This is a genomic window from Alicyclobacillus acidoterrestris, assembly GCF_022674245.1.
Taxonomy (GTDB): domain Bacteria; phylum Bacillota; class Bacilli; order Alicyclobacillales; family Alicyclobacillaceae; genus Alicyclobacillus; species Alicyclobacillus acidoterrestris.
Genome location: NZ_CP080467.1, coordinates 3312555 through 3332173, shown reverse-complemented (window position 1 = coordinate 3332173; position 19619 = coordinate 3312555). Strand labels below are relative to the sequence as shown.

Sequence of the window (19619 nt, the reverse complement as noted above, 5' to 3'; positions counted from 1 at the left end):
CCACATACATATGCGTGTGAGACGCATTAGTCAGAGGAGGACCTGACCTTGGAAAAGGGCCAGAATGTTGATCAGTGGCGCGAGTGGGACGCCTATTACAGCCCGTTTGACCCCTGTCCGCCCCGTCAGAAATATTATTTGATTCCGCCGGATCAGATGACGACGTTTCAAAGCGCTGGTTTGAAACAGTATTCTCCGCACGAGGCACTGAAGCGAGGTACCTTGTGGCCAGATTTATACAGCCCGTATCCGCGTGGGGCAAAGGAGGGTACTCGTTGAGTTCAGAAAAATCCCTTCCGAAGGCGTATTATCAGTATCTCCACGAATTACAGGCCGTTGACTTCGTCTTGGTCGAACTGTCGCTTTACCTCGACACGCATCGGGATGACACGCAGGCGCTTGCGCAGCTGCAGCAGTTTCAGAAGCGAAAACACAACCTCGTCGCACAGTTTGAGGCGTCGTTTGGCCCGCTTTATCAGTATGGGGAGAGCCAGACGGATGCAAAGCACTGGGCATGGGCCGACGCGCCGTGGCCTTGGCAGGTATGAAGTCACGTGTTCAAGGTACGGATTTCGTGTGGGGGTGAGGGTTCTTGTGGATTTATGAGAAGAAACTGCAATATCCCGTGCGCGTCGGGAAGTGTGATCCGAGGCTCGCGAGGCTGTTGATTGAGCAGTACGGTGGGGCAGATGGTGAATTGTCCGCAGCTCTCCGCTATTTGAACCAGCGCTACTCGATTCCCGACAGGGTGATTGGACTGTTGACTGACATCGGCACCGAGGAGTTCGCACACCTCGAGATGATTGCCACGATGGTCTACAAGTTGACAAAGGATGCTTCGCCAGAACAAATGAAGGCCGCTGGGTTAGTCGATCACTACGTCAATCACGATCGCGCGCTCTACTATCACGACGCTGCAGGCGTTCCCTGGACGGCCGCCTATATTCAGGCGAAGGGAGATCCGATTGCGGATTTGTACGAAGACATTGCGGCTGAGGAAAAAGCGCGTGCGACGTATCAGTGGATTATCGATAACACAGATGACCCGGACATTATCGACGCCCTCAAGTTTCTTCGTGAGCGCGAGATTGTCCACGCGCTTCGGTTCCGCGAGGCTGTCGAGCTTTTGAAGGAACATCGAGATCAGAAAAAAGTCTTTTGACGAACACCTGATGGGCCGTGACCTTGTATTGCCGCCGTTGGTCACGGCCGCCTGGGTGTCATCATACACTGATTTTGTCGGACAAGCCTCCTTGTGACTAGAGACCTTCCGGAAGATAGCCAAATCTGCAAAGAGCTGACCACATAGGAGATGGTCAGATGGTTCACGGATATGTTTAAATGGCAGAAAGATGGCGCTTTCATTTGCAGGTGTTACATAGCGCACGTGAGGAGGAACAAAATGATTCAGTCACTGGGCCACGTTGCACTGACCGTGGAAGACATGGACGCGTCGCTCGCGTTCTATTGCGACGTTTTGGGTTGTGAGAAAGCATTTGAGATTCACCGGGAAGATCAGACACCGTGGATTGTTTATGTCCGCGTACCGGATGGGCGCTTTATTGAACTGTTTTACGGAGGCATCGTGAGAACGCCGGCAAATGAGCACAGCATTGGCTTTAACCACCTGTGTTTCGAGGTGGAGGATGTGGCATCTGTCGCACAGTCGTTGACGAAAGCTGGCGCACCGCTCGACATCCCACCACAACAGGGGCTCGACTTGAACTATCAATGCTGGACACACGATCCCGATGGGAATCGCATTGAGTTCATGCAAATCCACCCGGATTCGCCGCAGGCGAAAGCGCGGCGCGCATTGGCTGAAAAGAAGTAACTGCCGGCAAAGGAGAATTTGTGTGAAACCTTGTTTACATCCCTCCATCGTGACGACGGATTCGCTCGAATCTTATCTCGCTCTTGCACAGCGTTGTCATTATCGCTATGTCGACGTCGATTTTCGCTGGATCGAGCAAGCGGCTTCGCAGCAAAGTATCGCCTATGTGCAGCACATGTTCGAGTCGCACGGCATTGAACTGGCTAGCTTCGGGTTGCCTGTCGCCGTGCACGGAGACGAAACGGCGTTTCAAACGACACTTTCGCAGTTGCCGGAAGTGGCCGGGAACGCGCTTCGCCTAGGGGCGACGCGTTGTGTCACCTGGTTGTGGCCATCTGTCGACGAACGCCCCATTCCGTATGGAAGCCGGCTGGCTGTCCGTTTGCGCGCTTGCGCCGACGTCCTGGCGACATTTGGCATCCGTTTGGGGCTGGAGTTTGTCGGTCCCCATCACCTCCGGACAAAACAGTACCCATTTGTTTGGAATCTGCAGGATTTGCGCGCGTATCTCGACGCGATTGGCGCGCCAAACGTAGGCATTTTATTGGATAGTTACCATTGCTACACGGCGGAAGTGCCGATGGACGAATTGTTGGCGCTCGAAGCACATGAAATTGTCCATGTGCACGTCAACGATGCGTCATTGCCACCAAATGAGGCTCATGACCAAGAACGTTGTCTGCCTGGAGATGGGCAGATAGATTTGCAAGGGTTTGTCGCGGCACTTGAACACATTGGGTACACGGGGCCGCTGTCGTTGGAGGTGCTCCATCAGGCACCATTGCCAGGGCGTGATGATGACATCGCCAAGCGAATGTACGAAACATTGAACCAGTTCATCGCGCACGCGAGGGAGGAGTCGATTGGCCGTGGCTAATCTTGCGCTTCAATTGTATACACTGCGAGACTTGTTAGAGAAAGACTTCGCTGGGACGCTTCGCAAAGTTGCGGACATTGGTTATCAGGCTGTCGAGTTGCACACGTACGGAGGGCTTACACCAGTTCAGTTGCGAAATCTACTCGACGATCTCGGCCTACAAGCCGTATCGGCACACGTGGCGCTGACGCGGATTGAGTCAGAGCTCGGCAACGTGTTGGAAGAAGCGAAGACAATTGGATTTCAGTACATTGTCGTGCCGTGGCTTCCACCCGAACGTCGGCAGACCAAGGAGGACTACGAGAAGTTGATTGCCACCCTTGCACGCGCTGGAGACGAAGTGGCACAGGCTGGGTTACAACTTGTCTACCACAATCACGACTTTGAATTTACGAAATTTGACGGAGAGTTCATGCTTGACACACTGTTTGCGAAGACCGATGCAGAGCGCGTGCAAGCGGAACTGGACTTGTACTGGATTCACCGAGCAGGAGAGGATCCAGTGGCATATATCAACAAATACGCTGGACGGTTGGACCTGCTTCATATGAAGGATGCGTCGGCGGCGGACGGATCGTTTGCAGAAGTCGGTCAAGGTGTTTTGGACTGGGACAAGATTATCGCTGCAGCCAAGGACGCGGGTGTGAAGTGGTATATCGTCGAACAGGATGTCTGCAAAACGGATGCACTTGCGTGTATCCAAACGAGCTTCGCGTTTTTGCAACATCGCGTCTGACCACAAGCGGGCGCCACGACACTTCGATAGGAGCGTGACATGCGATGAAGTTGGGGATTTTTACAGTTTTGTTCGGTGACAAGACGTTTGATGAAATGCTCGATTATGTAGCGGCAAGCGGCTTACAGACGGTGGAAATTGGCACAGGCGGATCACCTGGCGACCGCTTTTGCAACCGCAAAGAACTGCTTCAAAGCGAGGAGAAGCGCAAGGCGTTTCTCGACAGTATCGCGCGTCGCAATTTGGAAATCAGTGCGCTCAGTTGTCATGGCAATCCGTTGCACCCGGACAAAGCCGTCGCGCAGGAGGCGCATGAGACATTTCAGGAGACGGTGTTGCTCGCAGAACTGCTTGGGGTTCCGAATGTCGTTACGTTTTCTGGGTGCCCAGGTGAATCAGAAACGTCGAAGCATTCGGTTTGGGTGACTTGCCCGTGGCCCACGGAACACAGTGAGATTCTCAAATGGCAGTGGGAAGAAAAAGTGATTCCGTACTGGCGGGAACAAAATCAATTTCTCAAGGATCACAATGTTCGGGTGGCCATTGAAGCGCACCCGGGGTTTGTCGTCTACAACACGGAGACGATGCTGCGCTTGCGCAGTGCGTGTGGTGAGCAGATTGGCGTCAATTTCGACCCAAGTCACTTGTTCTGGCAAGGGATGGATCCGGTGCTGTGCATCAAACGCCTGGCCGAGGCGGAGTGCATCTTCCACGTTCACGCGAAGGATACCGCCATTAACCCGTACAACACGGCGGAGAACGGCGTGCTGGACGTGAAACCGTATCAGGACGAAAATGCCCGTTCCTGGATTTTTCGGACGGTGGGGTATGGGCACGGCGAGGAAGTCTGGCGCAACATTATCAGCGCCCTGCAACTGGCCGGATATGATGGCGCCATCAGTATCGAACACGAGGACAGCTTGATGTCGATTGAAGAGGGTTTTGAGAAGGCAGTTCAGTTTTTACAACCTCATCTCATTCGCAAAAAACTGGATAACATCTGGTGGGCATAAGGGAGCGATTTGTTCATGACAGAGACATTGCGGGTTGGAATTGTCGGTGCTGGCGGGATTGCGCAAGCGGTTCACATTCCGAACTACCAAAAATGTGGCGACAAGGTAAACATCGTGGCGATTGCCGATGTGGATTTGGAGCGCGCGAAAGATGTAGCAAAGCGATATGACATTCCACATGCCTATGCGACGGTCGACGAGATGTTGGGCGCGCAGGAACTGGATGCCGTCAGCATCTGCACGCCAAACAAGTTTCACGCTGCATCAGCCATTGCGGCACTTCAAGCCGGTTGCCATGTGCTGTGTGAAAAACCGCCTGCGATGACCGTCGCAGAGGCGGAAGCGATGGCGAGTGCTGCAGAAAAGGCGAACAAATATCTGTCGTACGGGTTTCACTACCGTCACACACAAGACGTCGAGGCACTCAAGCGCTTTATTGACGCTGGGGAACTCGGTGACATTTATGCGGCGACAGCGATTGCGATGCGGCGGCGCGGGATTCCTGGCTGGGGCGTGTTCACGAACAAAGAACTGCAGGGCGGCGGGCCACTGATTGACATTGGCGTGCACATGCTGGACACGGCGCTGTACCTGATGGGCTATCCTGAGCCGGACTCAGTTTTTGGCGCGACGTATCAAAAGCTAGGCACCAAACCGGGCGTAGGCCTTTTAGGGGCTTGGGACTACGAAAACTTCACTGTCGAGGATATGGCACGCGGCTTCATTCGCTTTAAAAATGGTGCGACGCTGGTGTTGGAGGCGGCCTTTGCCGCGAACGTCGAGCAGCGCGACGAGATGAACGTAAAATTGATGGGCGACTTGGGCGGGGCGAATGTTTTCCCGTTGACCATTTATCAGGAAAAACATGGTTCACTCGTCGACGTCAAACCAGCGTATTTGCCCGACAAGCCTGCCTATGAGCTAGAGGTGGAGCGATTTGTCGATGCGTGTCTCGGCGGTGCTGCACCGATTTCGACACCAGAACAAGGAGTCAAACTGCAGCGGATCATCAACGGTTTGTATGCCTCGGCTGAGTCTGGTGAAGCGGTGAAGTTGTAAAATTGTTCGGTTGTCTGTGCCTGCAGGCGGGCATTCGCTGACACATCGCAGGCGCTTTGGCGACGAGAGGGAGGCGCTGATGGAGATGACGAAGGAAATTCGAATCGGCATGGTCGGCTACAAGTTTATGGGGAAAGCGCACAGCCATGCCTATCGCGACTTGCCGTTCTTTTTCAACGAGGCACCTATACCCGTGTTAACCGCCATCGCCGGTCGCGATGAGGCGGGGGTAGCCGCGGCAGCGCGTCAGTTTGGTTTTGCGTCCTTTGAGACAGATTGGAGAAAACTCATTGAACGCGATGATATCGATGTGATAGACATCGTCACGCCGAACAATACGCATGCCGAAATTGCGATTGCCGCCGCGAAGGCGGGCAAGCACGTCATTTGTGAGAAGCCGCTCGCGATGACCGTGGAACAAGCGCTTGCGATGCGCGATGCCGTTCAAGCGGCGGGCGTACGCGGGCTCATCTGCCACAATTATCGCTTTGCCCCGGCGATTCAGTACGCGAAGCAACTGATTGCAGAGGGGCGGCTGGGCCGTATTTATCACGTTCGGGCCCAGTACTTGCAGGACTGGATTATGGATCCCCAGTTTCCCTTGGTGTGGCGTCTACGCAAGGATGTCACGGGCTCTGGCGCGCTTGGTGACATCGCGGCACACATTGTCGATCTCGCCCGCTTCCTCGTCGGCGAAATCACGGAGTTGACCGGCACCTTGGAGACGTTTATCAAGACTCGCCCGCTCGGTGAGATGAGCGGGGGCCTCAGCGCCACGCGCGACGCAAATGCGACGGGGGAAGTCGATGTCGACGACGCTGCGGCGTTTCTCGCCCATTTTGCAAACGGCGCTCTCGGCGTGTTCGAGGCGACGCGGTTTGCCGGCGGGAATCGCAATGGCAATCGAATTGAGGTAAGCGGCGAAAAGGGATCGATTCGGTGGGATTTGGAGAACATGAACAACTTGCAGGTCTATTTGCACGAAGATGAGCCAGGGCTGCAGGGATTTAGGACCATCAACTGCACTGAGGAGCAACATCCGTTTGCAAGCGCCTATTGGCCTGCGGGGCATATTATCGGCTACGAGCACACGTTTATCAATTTATTCGCGACGTATTTTCAAAGTCTGGTGGACGGTACGCCGTGTCAGCCTGACTTTGATGACGGTGTGCAAAACCAGCGGGTGTTGGCGGCAGTTGAAGCGTCGAGCCAAACTGGGCGTTGGGTTGATGTCACATCGATAGGGTAATCTGTCGCATGTGAGGCCATGGGGGCGCCTTTGTGGGCGCCCCTATATTTTTTCGTATCAACCGTAAGAAAGTTAGTGGCTTTCCACTTTGAAAAATGATAAACTGAATACAGCTGAATATGAACCTTCGGGGCAGGGTGAAATTCCCGACCGGCGGTGAAACTGCATGTTCTGTTCAGATGGGACACGATTTGCGGTTGAGCCCGCGACTCCGCGCATCGGCTTTGCGTGGACTGACTTGGTGAAAATCCAAGGCCGACGGTATAGTCCGGATGGGAGAAGGTAAACTTTGGTATGGCTGAACGCCATGCCTGGTTCTACATGTACGCGCCCCAGGGATTTTTTCCTGGGGCGTTTTGCGTTGACGATTGTGTCCTGTCAGCGCACATGTTCTTCCGAGAAGGTTCAATTCAAATCCCCTGTTGTCCTCTAGGAGGTCTTTGAATTGAATGGTCGTGTTGTGAAGACTCGTACGCGCAGACCGTACTTGAGTGTTTGGTTAATCGCGTTGGGGGCTGCGATGTGGGGCCTCGACGCCGTCTTTATCGTCGCGTTGCAGCGGCATATGTCGTCTACTCAAATTGTCTTTTTGGAGCACTTGCTCCTCGCGTTGTTTTCCATTCCGGTACTCATTTGGAAACGCCATGAACTCAAGCGACTCAATGTCGGTGACTGGATTGCTGTCTTGTTTATCGCCTGGGGCGGATCGGCTTTGGCGTCGATTTTGTTCGCCGTTGGGTTGCAACACGGGAATGCGAATGTCGTACTCGTGTTGCAGAAGTTGCAGCCTGTGTTCGCCGTGTTGCTGGCGGCCTCGGTGCTCAAGGAGCGCGTTTCTCGTGGATACTGGTTGCTGTTGATCGCTGCACTCATCGGCGCTTATCTACTCACGTTTGGATTTGGGCCTGTGACGGGCATTGGTGCTGCAGGTCGGATGGTTGGCGCACTCTGCGCGTTGGGGGCTGCGATGTTGTGGGGCGGATCCACTGCGATGGGCAAGCGGTTGGTCGGCAAGGTGTCGTTTTCCACGGTGACGGCACTCAGATTTGCTGCGGCATTGCCATTTTTGTTTGTGATTGTCGAGTGTGAGCGCCCGGATTGGGCGTCGCTTGGGGTTGCGCTGACGCTGTGGCCAGTCATTGCGAATCTGCTGTTCCAAACGATTGTTCCGAGCCTACTCAGCCTATTGATTTATTACAAAGGCCTGAACGGCGTCAAAGCGTCGCACGCGACCATTGCGGAACTCGCTTTTCCTGCGACAGGCTTGTTGCTGAACTGGCTCGTTCTTCACCAGACCATCACGGCTGGCCAGTGGGTCGGCTTTGCGGTCATTTGGCTCGCCGTGTTTCAAATGTCGCGCCTGCCCAAAGATAAGATGCGAAGTTCCATGGGTGGATCTATCCAAGCCTCGTTATAATCGTTTGACTACCCGCTGTGGGGCTCTTTGTGTACAGTAGAGATGTGGTCCGTGGATGCTGGAGACGACAACATACTGCAATACAGCTGCGGATGAAGGAGGGCTTTCCATGCACAGAGTGTTTTCGACGAGACGTTTGCCTGAGGCGACCGTGGCATATCTAAAGAACCACGTCGAGTTGGACATTTGGGACGGGACGAAACGTCCGACGTTTGAGCAGTTGGTGGAGCGGGCTCAGACGGCAGACGGGATCATTACTTCAGGGATTTCGATTGATGACGCGCTGTTGTCGAAGCTGCCGAATCTGAAGTGCGTGAGTACCAGTTCGGTTGGGTATGATCACTTCGATACAGCTGCAATGCGCCGCCACGGCGTCATTGGGACGCATACGCCCGGCGTGCTCGATGAGACGGTTGCGGATTTGACGTTCACGCTCATGTTGGCCGCCGCTCGACGAGTGGTTGAAATGGATGCCATTGTGCGGCAAGGCAAATGGCATGGGAAGCCGGAGAATTTCTACTTTGGCGTGGACGTTCACCATCGAACCCTTGGCATTATTGGCATGGGGCGCATTGGTGAAGCGGTAGCGCGCCGCGCCGCACTGGGGTTCGGCATGGATGTACTCTATCACAATCGGACCCGTAAACCGGAAGTCGAGCAGCGTTTCGGGTTGGAGTACACCTCATTTGAGGATTTGCTTCGGCGAGCTGATTTTGTCGTCTTACTGACGCCGCTCACGGAGGAGACGCGTGGGTTGATGAATCAGGCGGCATTCGACTTGATGAAGTCTTCAGCAATTTTTGTGAACGTGTCGCGAGGGCTTACGGTAGATGAAGATGCATTGTACAACGCGCTCAAAAATGGCAGTATTCGAGCGGCAGGCCTAGACGTGTTCCGCGAAGAGCCGACTCCGGTATCGAACCCACTGCTTCAACTCGACAATGTCGTCGTCTTGCCACATATCGGATCCGCCACGCAGACGACGCGCGACGACATGGCGATGCTGGCCGCAAAAAACGTCGTGGCTGTCTTGGAAGGCCGTGCGTCCGATGCGAAAGTCATTTCCGAATTACGTGATTTGGTCAAGGAGTGTTGAGGAACGTGTATCCGGTAAAGTTTGCACCAGTGCCGATGCAGCGAATTTGGGGTGGCCATGGCTTAAAATCGATGTTTGGCGTGAAGACAGATGAACCAATCGGCGAATACTGGGTGGTGTCTGGACACCCCAACGGTATGAGCGTGGTTTCGGAAGGACCGCTCGCGGGTAAATCACTGAATGAGCTGACAGACTTGTATCCGAATGCGTACTTAGGTAAATCACCACAACCGAGGTTTCCTCTCTTGATAAAATTTTTGGAAGCGGAAGATGACTTGTCTGTCCAAATCCATCCGGATGATACATACGCGCAGGCGTTTGAGGGGGACTTCGGAAAGACCGAGGCGTGGTACGTACTCGATGCCAAGCCCGACGGAAAAGTGAACTACGGGCACACCTTTCCCAATCGCGAGACTTACGAGCAAGCTGTGCGTGAGGGCCGGGTGAAAGACTACCTCTCCTATCGATCCGTCGAAAAAGGCGATCTGGTATTCGTCCCAGCGCGCACGCTGCATGCGCTGTTGGCGGGGACGAAAGTGCTGGAGATTCAACAGACGTCGGATGTGACCTACCGAGTATACGATTGGGACAGAGTGGATGAACATGGCGTCGGTAGGGAATTGCATGTCAACAAGGCTGCAGACGTCCTCGACTATGAACAGTCCGCTCCGGCAGTCGAGCGGGTGTGGATTCGCAATGAGGATAACTTCCAGCATGCGCGTTTAGTGGAGTGCCCATATTTTACGATTGAATCGATTGTCACGGACAATCCATTTGCACTCACACACGGTCATGCGGGCAATCCGGATGTGCTCATCGTCGTTGAAGGAACAGGGGAATTGCGCGCTGTGGTCGATGGCCAGGCGCAAGCGCTCTCACTGAAACCTGGGGATGCGGTGCTGATTCCGGGGACACTCGAAGTATATGATGTTTTGCCCCAGTCCCAGATGACCATCGTCCGCACCTATTATTAAACGCATTCAATCGAGTCGATTATCAAAAAAGGACTAGGAAGCCTGGCGCTACCTAGTCCTTTTTGTCTGTATTGCCGTTGTCCAAATCGCTGTATGTACCCGGAGGACGCGCTTGTCTCCACAGGCCATAGCGTGCGCGTTCGTAGGCTTGCGTCAGTTCGATGTCCGCGTTCGTTCGCTCTGTGTCGGGCAGCCGCGCCAGCAGTTCCCGAACCGTTTCTGCGCGCCCGATGGTGTGCCCCTTTTGATGCCACACTTTGAGTCGTTTTTGCATCGCCAACCGCGTCGGTTGGTCGGTGCGCTCCAGTAAAAACGAATCGATATGTTTATCCCGTCGGACGATTGTTTTTGTCTCCATTGGTGTTTGTGCCTGCTTGTCTGTTGAGGCAGCTTCTTTTTGGCGTCGCGTCAGCAGGTACACGAGTACAACGGCTAGCATGAGGGCCACAAGAATCGCCCAGACAATCCAATGCAGCGCCGACGACGTTGCAGGTGCGGGTGGCATGTGCTGTGTCGCCGAATTGTGGATAGATTGCGTTTGGTTCGTTGTGTGGTGGGTCGAACTCTTGCCGTGCAACCATCTGAGCAGTTGTTGCAATAATGGCGAGATGACCGGTGAGATGACAAAAGCGAGTATCCCAAAAATGATCAGTCCGGCAATTCCTGCGACAATCGGACCGAGGCCGGCTATAAGGACGGCTAGTGTCATGATACCAGCACCGGTGTACAATGTGGCTTTTTGGGCCAGACCGGTTGATTTTGCTTCGACGTGGCGCGCCAACGCGACTTCCCCGAACAATAGCCCAATCGATATCACGACGGTGAACAGAACAGTACTTGGCGACTGGGTGCTTTGCGCCGAGAGTTGACTGAACCATTCAACCAGCACGTTCGCGACTGCCAAACCGGTAAAGATTCGCAGGTTGATGATACAGCCCGCGGCGACCTCTCCCTGCAGTACGTGGGGCAGGCAGAGTGCAGCGCTGGCAATGCCGGCGAACAATGTGGCGACGGCCATACCGGTGGGGATGTGAAGGGCGATTCCACCGACGATAAGCAACACAATCGCTGTGACGGTGGAAAAGATGAGTGAAATCCTCCATGACCTCGCAGCGACCGACCACGCCATGACAAGTCCCCCGAACACACAGACCACGAGCGGCACGAGTAAATCAGCCGACCACGTTTGGTGATTCCAAGAAACGGTGAGCGCAAAGCAAAATGCGGCCAAGCCGTTGAGTATCCCTGTCCACGTTTGGGCGGTCTTACTCAAATCCGTCCATGTGCACCCAGTAGGGCGCGATAGGGATATAGATGTGGCCTGATGATTCACGACAGCACCTCCTCTGAGACATCTGTGGCTCGGTTTTTTGCGGCTTGATTTCGTTTTTCATTTGTCGTTTCGTCTGCGCTTGTGTCACGGAGCGGGTGGTTCACAGGGTGAATCAGCACAACGTGCTTCCCTGACCGGCGCAGCTTTTCGAGTTGTTGTTTCTGCGCATTTGTCTCAAACGCGCTGAAGACAAGAATTTGTTGCGGCAGTGCATGCCGGTGGGTGAGCAAATAATTCAAGATTGCATCCAAAGGTTCTGCCACGTACGCTTGCGCGTGTCCCAAGAGGGAGCGGATTGACGTTGCCTTCATATGCCCTAACGCGGATGCGCCGCGGCGTCCGGTGATTACGGCGTTTGTGACAAACGACAGGTTCGCTCCTGACTTCTCCAGGTACAGCGCCATATCGGTCAAATAGCCAATGAGTTCTTCGAATGGCTCTCGGACAGTGCCCGCCCAGTGCGGGAAAGCCATCTGTGCGTTCAGGACGAGGCAAACGTCCACGTCGGTCGACGAAAAAAACTGCTTGGTTACCAGATTTCCAAATCGGGCACTGGCGCGCCAGTGAATGTGCCGTGCCGGGGCGGTCGGTTGGTAGGGACGAATTCCTTTGAACATCGTCTCGTCTGGATATAACCACCTGTCCACGATGGAGTCACCCTGATTCGCGGAAGTTTGTGTGCGACTCGGCGACAGCTCCGGATTCGGGCGGACGGCAATGTGCTCGGTAGCCTGATGATAGACAAAGGTGTTGCGAATGCCAATTCCCTCATGCATGCGAACAACGATATCCCGGATGGTGGCTGGACCACGACTGGCGCCATACAAGGTGAATGTAATTTGCACGCGTCGCCGCATCATGACATATGTCGTGAAGATGAGGTTTTGTTCGGGTTCATCCGGCTTTGTCGATAGCTCTGGCGGCAGTTGGATGGACACTTCTGCGAACGGAATGGGCAGCCATGAGCGATTGACGAGCGTCACAGTTAGTGGAACGGCTTCCTGGATGTCGCACTCGTGACGCGGAAATTCCACGATGCAATCGACCTTGCCCTGGATGACGCTGGACCACCAAAAAGGCCAAATCCAAATGAGTGCGGCAATGACGATAACCAGCCACAGGACCGTCAACATGGACTACACCTCAGCCCGCTCGTTCGGAAGTGGAACGCTTTGGATAACGTCGTCGAGTACGCGCTGTATTCCGCCTTCCCCCATCCAGCCAATATTCAGTTGTAGGCGGTGAGCCATGGTTGGATAAAACGCGCGTTTGACATCATCCGGCGTGACGAACGAACGTTGGCTGAGATACGCCAGGGATTGGGCGTACTGTGTTAGCGCCACAATCGACCGCGGACTCGCGCCAAGCTCCACTTGGTCGTGATTGCGCGTCTCGCGGCACAACCGAACAATGTACTGCAAGACATCGTCGCTCACGCGAATTTGTTTCACTTCTTGTTGGGCCTGGACGACATCCGCTTGCGAAAGCACTTGTGTTAGTGGGGCATCGTCCGTAAAAATGACGCGCCGCACCATTTCAAACTCGTCTTCTGCGCTGGTGTAACCCAAGTTTAGCTGAACGAGAAAGCGGTCAAGCTGCGCTTCCGGTAGCGGAAATACGCCTTGAGATTCGAGCGGATTGGCGGTGGCGATCACAAAAAACGGATTTGGCAAGGGGTAAGTGACGCCGTCGGCAGACACTTGTTTTTCCGCCATCGCTTCCAATAGAGCGGACTGTGTACGCGGTGTCGCACGGTTGATCTCGTCCATCAGAAGAACATTCGTGAAAATTGGACCCTGATGAAAGGTGAACTGGTTATCCTGCGGGTTGAAGACGGTTGCACCGACGACGTCGGCGGGCAACAAGTCTGGTGTGCCCTGCACACGTCGGAACGCAAGTCCAAATACGGATGCCAGACTCGCTGCCAGGCGTGTTTTGCCGGTGCCTGGGACGTCTTGCAGGAGAACGTGCCCACCCGCCAGACAAGCGGCTGTCACGAGTTCGAGTGTGTCGTGGTGGCCGACAATTTTCTTAGCTAGCTGTTCGATGATTCCAGGAATTTTTGACTGTGTAGATGTGATGACTGACTCACTCAAGAATAAGCACCCTTTCCAGTTCCCTACATGTCCATTTTACCTTGATCTCTATTGGAAGAACCACCCGTGTGTGAACAGCGCCGCGCCGAAGGCCGCGTCACAGCCAAATCCGAGCGTGAGGACGACTATCCACGTGAGGCGCTTGGTTTCGGCGCCGTCCGCCAGAAACAGCGGCACGAAGGCTGGCCAGAGGATGCACAGAAACCGCATGACGCTTTTCAGTGGGTCGCCCGTGATATAGGCGCACGACGCGAGCAACAAGATGCACAGCATCCAAATTCCCGTCTCGAGACTGAAGACGACGGATTGTTCAGATGTGATCCGCCACCGGCTATCCTCGTGTAGACAGCGGACGATTTGCACGATGACGAGAACCATGAGTCCAATGACGACGAGTGTGTCGAGGGTGATTGGGTAATGAACGAGCGACTCAATCACATTGACAAACGGCGCTTTCCATCCCCTCTCCCAGGTATCCTCAGCGGTGAAGATAGCTAGCGGGTTGTGGACGACGCTCCACAAATATAGTTCGTAGACAGCTGGGGCGATTCCGGCGGCGACGGCGTACAAGGCGGCTCGCCACCATAGGCGCAGGCGCACCAGGCGCAATCCGAAGACGATGGTGAAGACGCCGAGATCGTGCATACTGGTCGCGATGATGACGCCGGCCAAGGAGAGTGCATAGCGAGACCATTGGCGGGGATTGCGCAACCCGTAGAGGATGAGCAGAATGCCAAACAGTGAAAATGTCTCGGTGTAAAGTGCGCTGAAATATATTGCACAGGGGTTGATGGCGAACAGTAGAATGCCAATGGTCTTCAGTGTCGGACGTTCTGCCTCGATGAGTCCGTACATCAGCCACAGTGCGAAAAAAAACAGGACTTCGACGAGAATTAAAGCGCCGATGGGCGACAGCAAGTGAATGACGACCGGGAGTCCCGGAAAGAACGCCGCAGCGCGGTAGGGCGGATGAAAGGGGACGTCATTGCCAGTTGTTGTAAACGCTTGTTGTGCGTACTGCGGAATCAGGTAGCCGTATTTAGCGATATTGACAAACCACTGTGAATCCCACTGCATGAATACGTCGGCAAATGTGTGCGTGAGCGATAGTCTGTCCGCCGATGGGGCGAGTGGACCAATTGCTCCAAATAAGACGATTAAGGCGTGTACGCCATAGGCGAAAAGAGAGCGTTGTGTGCGCTTTGTAAGGGTCATGTTTACGTCAGTCTCCATTGCTTTGTCGGATTCGTGAGATTCCGTGAGATTCGTAGTCTAGTTTGCCATGGTTTGAAAGCGAATGGAAATCTTCTGTCGGACATTCCATAAAAATTGCGCAAATTGCAACAGGATGACAGAAGGTTCCAAAGCTTGTCCAAATCCCATCGGATGGGACAATTTAGGTCGATGATTCTGTGCGTGTCAGGATACTGTGCAAGAATCTGTATTCTGTTGTGAACTTAGGCCGTTTTAGACTTTGCGTAGTAATTCCGAGTGTGGTATACATAGTGATTGGAATTGGGATTTGTCATTCCCTGAACAGGGCGTTCTACGCGCTCGTCCGAAAAGGGTTGCAAACGCCAGACTTTTCGGATGAACACTATCAAATTGACCATGCATAGTGGCGAAAAATAGTTTATTGTTAGTTTTGGACGCCTAGAGAAACGGAAGAAGGGTTTACAAAATGGAGCATGAACACCCATCAGAAACCCAATCGTTTTGGCAACAGTTTTTTGGGCCGAACTTTGGGTACATCCTCGAACTGTATGAATCTTATCGCGAGAACCCGGAGTCGGTGAGTGCCGACACCCGTGCGCTTTTTGAGGCGTATGGTGATCCAAACACGGCTTTGTTTGTCGCAGGGGGGCAAGCTACGCCATCCGGACAGTCTACGCTCTCCGTGGCGCCTGAGCGCATCGCGAAGGCTGTTGAATTCGCTCGTAATATCCGCGTCTATGGCCATCTCGCAGCTGCCACAGACCCACTCCACCCAAAATCGGACTCCATTCCTCAACTTGAACCATCCACCTATGGCATTACGGAAGCTGAATTAAGTCCACTGCCCGCAAGTGTTGTGCTTCGCAACGCGCCTGCAGGTGTCAAGACTGCGCGTGATGCGATTGACGCGTTGCGCCGGGCGTACTGTGATCGCCATGGCTATGAGTTCAGTCACTTGACGAATGAAGCGGAAATCGCGTGGTTACAGGAACAGGTGGAGAGCGGGCGCCTGATGACGCCACTGTCTGCGGACGAGAAGAAGAAGCTGTATACCAGTCTCGCGCGCACCGAGTTGTTTGAAAAGTTTATGCACCGGCGGTTTGTCGGACAAAAGCGGTTCTCGGTTGAGGGGGTAGACGCCCTTGTCCCGATGATTCAGTCGCTTTCGGATGAAGCGCTCAACCAGGGCATTAACAGTGTCGTCATCGGGATGGCTCACCGCGGCCGCTTGAATGTCTTGGCACATGTTGCGCACAAGCCATACGAAACCATTTTCTCCGAGTTCCACGCTGGCAACAATTTCGCCAGTGAAGAGGAGATGCGCGAGTATGAAGCCGGCTGGGGCGGCGACGTCAAGTATCATCAGGGCTGGCGTCATGAATTCCGCAAGGCCGATGGCAGCCTGGCTCGCATCATTGTCGCGAATAACCCAAGTCACTTGGAAGTGGCAAACCCGGTGGTCGAAGGGATTGCGCGCGCGGCGCAAGAAGATCGGACAAACCCAGGTGTGCCGCAGCAAGATGTGGAAAAGGCGATTCCTGTTCTCGTCCATGGCGACGCCGCGTTCCCTGGCGAGGGCGTTGTGACGGAGACGCTCAACTTCTCGCAGATTCCGGGGTATTACACGGGAGGAACCGTCCACATTATCGCCAACAACCACGTTGGCTTTACGGCGGATCCTGAGCAAGGTAGATCTACGCGGTACGCGAGTGATATCGTCAAGGGTTACGAGATACCGGTTGTTCACGTTTCGGCGGATGATCCAGAAGCGTGCATCGCCGCGATTCGCCTGGCGTTTTTGTATCGTGAAACGTTCCACAAGGATTTTCTCATTGATTTGATTGGCTATCGTCGCTGGGGGCACAACGAGACCGACGACCCGAGCATGACGCAGCCTGTGCTATACAGCAAAATTAATCAACACCCCACGATTAAAACGTTGTATGGACAACAGTTGCAAGCGCAGGGTGTTATGAGTGCAGAAGACGTTGCAAGTGTGGATGAAGAGATTAATCGAGATTTGATGGCGGCTTTTGAAAAACTGCCGAACATCCACCATTCTGCTCCTATCACTGATTTTTCGGCGCCTGTGGTGGAAGTTCCGAAGGTCAGCTTGGATACGTTACGCGACATCAACCGCGCATTGTTGGATACGCCGGAGGACTTTACGACGTACCCCAAGTTAAAGCGGATTCTTGATCGCCGTATTGATGCGATCGACAACGGAGATATCGATTGGGCACACGCCGAATCCCTGGCCTTTGCCACAATCCTTCAGTCGGGCACCCCGATTCGCCTGACAGGGCAGGATTCGGAACGCGGTACGTTCGGACAACGGCATTTAGTACTGCACGACGCCAACAACGGGCAAAAGTACACGCCGTTACAACACTTGCCTGGCGCGAAGGCGAGTTTCATCGTCTACAACAGCCCGCTGTCGGAAACGAGCGTCATGGGCTTTGAATACGGCTATAACGTCGAGGCGCCAGAGACGCTCGTCCTGTGGGAAGCTCAATTCGGCGATTTCGCGAACGTCGCGCAACCAATTATTGACCAGTTTATCGCGGCTGGCCGTGCGAAGTGGGCCGAATCGTCTGGCCTCGTCCTGTTGCTTCCACACGGTTACGAGGGGCAGGCATCCGAACACTCGAGCGCGCGTGTTGAGCGATTCTTGCAATTGGCGGCGAAAAACAACATGTTTATCGCGAACGTGACCACCTCTGCTCAGTATTTCCACCTGCTGCGATTGCAGGCTGCACGGTTGGGCCACAATGCCCGTCCATTGGTGGTCATGACACCAAAGAGTTTGCTGCGCAATGTGCGGGCGGCATCGAAGGCAATCCATCTCGCTGAGGGCCAGTTCCAGACGGTTCTGCACACGCCTTCGCAAGATGCAAAAAAAGTTACGCGTCTTGTCCTCTCGAGCGGTAAAGTAGGTGTAGACTTAACGACAGAGATAGACAAGCGCGAAGGCGATTTCTCTTGGCTGGCAACGGCGCGAGTGGAGCAACTTTATCCGTTCCCTGCTGAACGCATTCAGGAGATTTTCGCACAGTACGAGAATTTGCGCGAAGTCGTATGGCTGCAGGAGGAACCGCAGAACGCAGGTGCTTGGTCATTTGTGGTGACGCGGTTGATGTCCATCCTGCCTGCAAATGCAGCCTTGCATTACGTCGGCCGTCCGGAACAGGCCTTCCCTGCAGAAGGTTCACCAGACGTGCACAACGCAGAACAGGCGCACATCCTGGATGTCGCTCTATCACGGCAGACGCTTTGAGAATGGCTGAATGGAGGAATCATAAGTGGCAGAGGTAAAGGTACCTACGTTAGGTGAGTCAATTGTTGAGGCGACGATTGGTCAGTGGTTGAAGAACGAGGGCGATGCAGTCGAATCCGGTGAGACCATTGTCGAACTCGAGACAGACAAGGTGAATGTAGAAGTCATCGCGGAAGAGTCCGGGGTGTTGACGAGTATCGCAAAGCAAGCCGGTGATACGGTAGCGATTGGGGATACCATCGCGGTGATTCAAGCAGGTAGTGCACCTGCAGCTTCGACGGCGGCCCCTGCGCCAGCTGCAGAAGCGCCGAAACCGGAGGCGCCTAAGGCGGCCGCACCATCCACCACTGCAGGTTCCGCGCCAGCGAAGGCACCGGTTCCACCCGTCGCGTCAGGCGTGCGTGCGACCCCATCTGTTCGCCGGGCCGCATTGGAACAGGGTGTTGATTTGACTCAGGTCCAGAGTGGCCGCGTCGAGTTGGCGCATCTACAGGCGGCACAGCAGGCAGCGAAGCCAACTCCAGCAGCCGCGCAACCGGCCGCACAGGCTGCTGGCACAGAGCGCCCGGACGAAGAGCGCGTTCGTATGACACGCCGTCGGATTACGATTGCAAAGCGCTTGGTTGAGGCACAACATACCGCCGCGATGCTGACGACCTTCAACGAGGTGGATATGAGCGCGGTAATGGACGTGCGTAAGCGCCGCAAGGATGCGTTTAAGGATAAGCACGGTGTGGGCCTCGGCTTTATGTCCTTCTTCACGAAGGCCGTTGTCGGTGCGCTCAAGCAGTTCCCGCGCCTGAATGCGGAAATTCAAGGCGACGACATGATTATCAAGCATCACTATGACATTGGTATCGCGGTCGCAACAGAGGGCGGACTTGTGGTACCGGTTGTCCGTGGGGCGGATCGTCTGACGTTTGCAGATATTGAGCGGGAGATTGCTTCCCTTGCTGCCCGCGCTCGCGACAACAAGCTGGGCGTGGAAGATCTGCAGGGCGGAACCTTTACCATTACTAACGGCGGCACCTTTGGCAGCTTGATGTCGACGCCGATATTGAACGCGCCACAGGTCGGTATTCTCGGTATGCATGGAATTCAACAACGACCGGTCGCCGTAAACGGACAGGTTGAGATTCGTCCGATGATGTACATCGCGTTGTCGTACGACCACCGGATTGTCGACGGTAGCGAAGCGGTTCGCTTCCTCGTGGCTGTTAAGCAGATGATTGAAGATCCGGAGTCCTTGCTCATCGAAGGGTAAGTTATCTACCTAGATAGGCACTGATTATATTTTGACAAACAACATGCGCCCCACGGTTTATCCGTGGGGCGTTTTGTCGTGTCGGCAAGTATTTTCCGAGTTGTCCGTAGCGATGCAAATTGAGCCTGTTGTCTCGGGGAATTGTGTCAAACGTATGGCGAGGTCGTAAGATATCGTGC

The 19619-nt window shown here is 54.4% G+C and carries 18 protein-coding genes and 1 riboswitch; of the genes, 14 read left to right on the top strand and 4 right to left on the bottom strand.

Features of this window, described 5'->3' with window-relative positions; all coding sequences use genetic code 11:
• The first annotated feature begins 48 nt into the window (after positions 1-48).
• From K1I37_RS16375 to manA, 12 genes are all read left to right on the top strand, one after another.
• On the top strand, positions 49-279 hold the full coding sequence (locus K1I37_RS16375; RefSeq protein WP_021298532.1) for a spore coat associated protein CotJA: 231 nt from the start codon (positions 49-51) through the stop codon (positions 277-279).
• Positions 276-548 (top strand): spore coat protein CotJB, encoded by a 273-nt coding sequence (locus K1I37_RS16370; RefSeq protein WP_021298531.1) that lies wholly within the window; start codon positions 276-278, stop codon positions 546-548. Before K1I37_RS16375 ends, K1I37_RS16370 begins: the two co-directional genes overlap by 4 nt.
• Positions 549-592: 44 nt before the next feature.
• Positions 593-1162, top strand: a complete 570-nt coding sequence (locus K1I37_RS16365) for a manganese catalase family protein (RefSeq protein WP_021298530.1) — start codon at positions 593-595, stop codon at positions 1160-1162.
• 240 nt (positions 1163-1402) lie between these two features.
• Positions 1403-1834: a VOC family protein gene (locus K1I37_RS16360; protein ID WP_021298529.1), complete on the top strand. Its 432-nt coding sequence runs from the start codon at positions 1403-1405 to the stop codon at positions 1832-1834.
• A 22-nt stretch (positions 1835-1856) separates the two neighbouring features.
• Complete coding sequence (locus tag K1I37_RS16355) at positions 1857-2711, top strand: sugar phosphate isomerase/epimerase family protein (protein ID WP_021298528.1); 855 nt, start codon at positions 1857-1859, stop codon at positions 2709-2711.
• Entirely contained in the window at positions 2704-3447 is a 744-nt protein-coding gene (locus K1I37_RS16350; RefSeq protein ID WP_031219299.1) for a sugar phosphate isomerase/epimerase family protein, read from the top strand. Before K1I37_RS16355 ends, K1I37_RS16350 begins: the two co-directional genes overlap by 8 nt.
• Before the next feature lie 44 nt (positions 3448-3491).
• Positions 3492-4460 (top strand): sugar phosphate isomerase/epimerase family protein, encoded by a 969-nt coding sequence (locus tag K1I37_RS16345; protein ID WP_021298526.1) that lies wholly within the window; start codon positions 3492-3494, stop codon positions 4458-4460.
• A gap of 15 nt (positions 4461-4475) precedes the next feature.
• Entirely contained in the window at positions 4476-5519 is a 1044-nt protein-coding gene (locus tag K1I37_RS16340) for a Gfo/Idh/MocA family protein (RefSeq protein WP_021298525.1), read from the top strand.
• Between the two features lie 85 nt (positions 5520-5604).
• Positions 5605-6768, top strand: a complete 1164-nt coding sequence (locus K1I37_RS16335; protein ID WP_031219298.1) for a Gfo/Idh/MocA family protein — start codon at positions 5605-5607, stop codon at positions 6766-6768.
• A gap of 119 nt (positions 6769-6887) precedes the next feature.
• Positions 6888-7056: riboswitch (FMN riboswitch) on the top strand.
• Positions 7057-7213: 157 nt separating this feature from the next.
• Positions 7214-8185, top strand: a complete 972-nt coding sequence (locus K1I37_RS16330; protein ID WP_021298523.1) for a DMT family transporter — start codon at positions 7214-7216, stop codon at positions 8183-8185.
• Positions 8186-8294: 109 nt separating this feature from the next.
• On the top strand, positions 8295-9281 hold the full coding sequence (locus tag K1I37_RS16325; RefSeq protein ID WP_021298522.1) for a 2-hydroxyacid dehydrogenase: 987 nt from the start codon (positions 8295-8297) through the stop codon (positions 9279-9281).
• A gap of 5 nt (positions 9282-9286) precedes the next feature.
• Positions 9287-10255: a mannose-6-phosphate isomerase, class I gene (manA, locus tag K1I37_RS16320; RefSeq protein ID WP_021298521.1), complete on the top strand. Its 969-nt coding sequence runs from the start codon at positions 9287-9289 to the stop codon at positions 10253-10255.
• A 52-nt stretch (positions 10256-10307) separates the two neighbouring features.
• On the opposite strand, the gene K1I37_RS16315 is transcribed toward manA, so the two are convergent.
• Genes K1I37_RS16315 through K1I37_RS16300 form a run of 4 tightly spaced genes read right to left on the bottom strand, consistent with a single transcriptional unit; the run spans position 10308 to position 14899 of the window.
• The gene (locus K1I37_RS16315) at positions 10308-11588 is read right to left on the bottom strand and encodes a DUF4129 domain-containing protein (RefSeq protein ID WP_021298520.1); all 1281 of its coding nucleotides are present in this window, start codon (positions 11586-11588) and stop codon (positions 10308-10310) included.
• Positions 11585-12721 carry a DUF58 domain-containing protein gene (locus K1I37_RS16310; protein ID WP_021298519.1) on the bottom strand — a complete coding sequence of 379 codons (1137 nt, stop codon included), beginning with the start codon at positions 12719-12721 and terminating at the stop codon, positions 11585-11587. The genes K1I37_RS16315 and K1I37_RS16310 overlap by 4 nt, the downstream gene beginning before the upstream one ends.
• Before the next feature lie 3 nt (positions 12722-12724).
• Positions 12725-13684 (bottom strand): AAA family ATPase, encoded by a 960-nt coding sequence (locus K1I37_RS16305; protein ID WP_021298518.1) that lies wholly within the window; start codon positions 13682-13684, stop codon positions 12725-12727.
• A 48-nt stretch (positions 13685-13732) separates the two neighbouring features.
• Positions 13733-14899: a hypothetical protein gene (locus K1I37_RS16300; protein ID WP_021298517.1), complete on the bottom strand. Its 1167-nt coding sequence runs from the start codon at positions 14897-14899 to the stop codon at positions 13733-13735.
• Between the two features lie 466 nt (positions 14900-15365).
• On the opposite strand from K1I37_RS16300, the gene K1I37_RS16295 reads away from it, so the two are divergent.
• Complete coding sequence (locus K1I37_RS16295; protein WP_021298516.1) at positions 15366-18176, top strand: 2-oxoglutarate dehydrogenase E1 component; 2811 nt, start codon at positions 15366-15368, stop codon at positions 18174-18176.
• A gap of 25 nt (positions 18177-18201) precedes the next feature.
• Positions 18202-19440, top strand: a complete 1239-nt coding sequence (odhB, locus tag K1I37_RS16290; protein WP_021298515.1) for a 2-oxoglutarate dehydrogenase complex dihydrolipoyllysine-residue succinyltransferase — start codon at positions 18202-18204, stop codon at positions 19438-19440.
• Positions 19441-19619 lie beyond the last annotated feature (179 nt).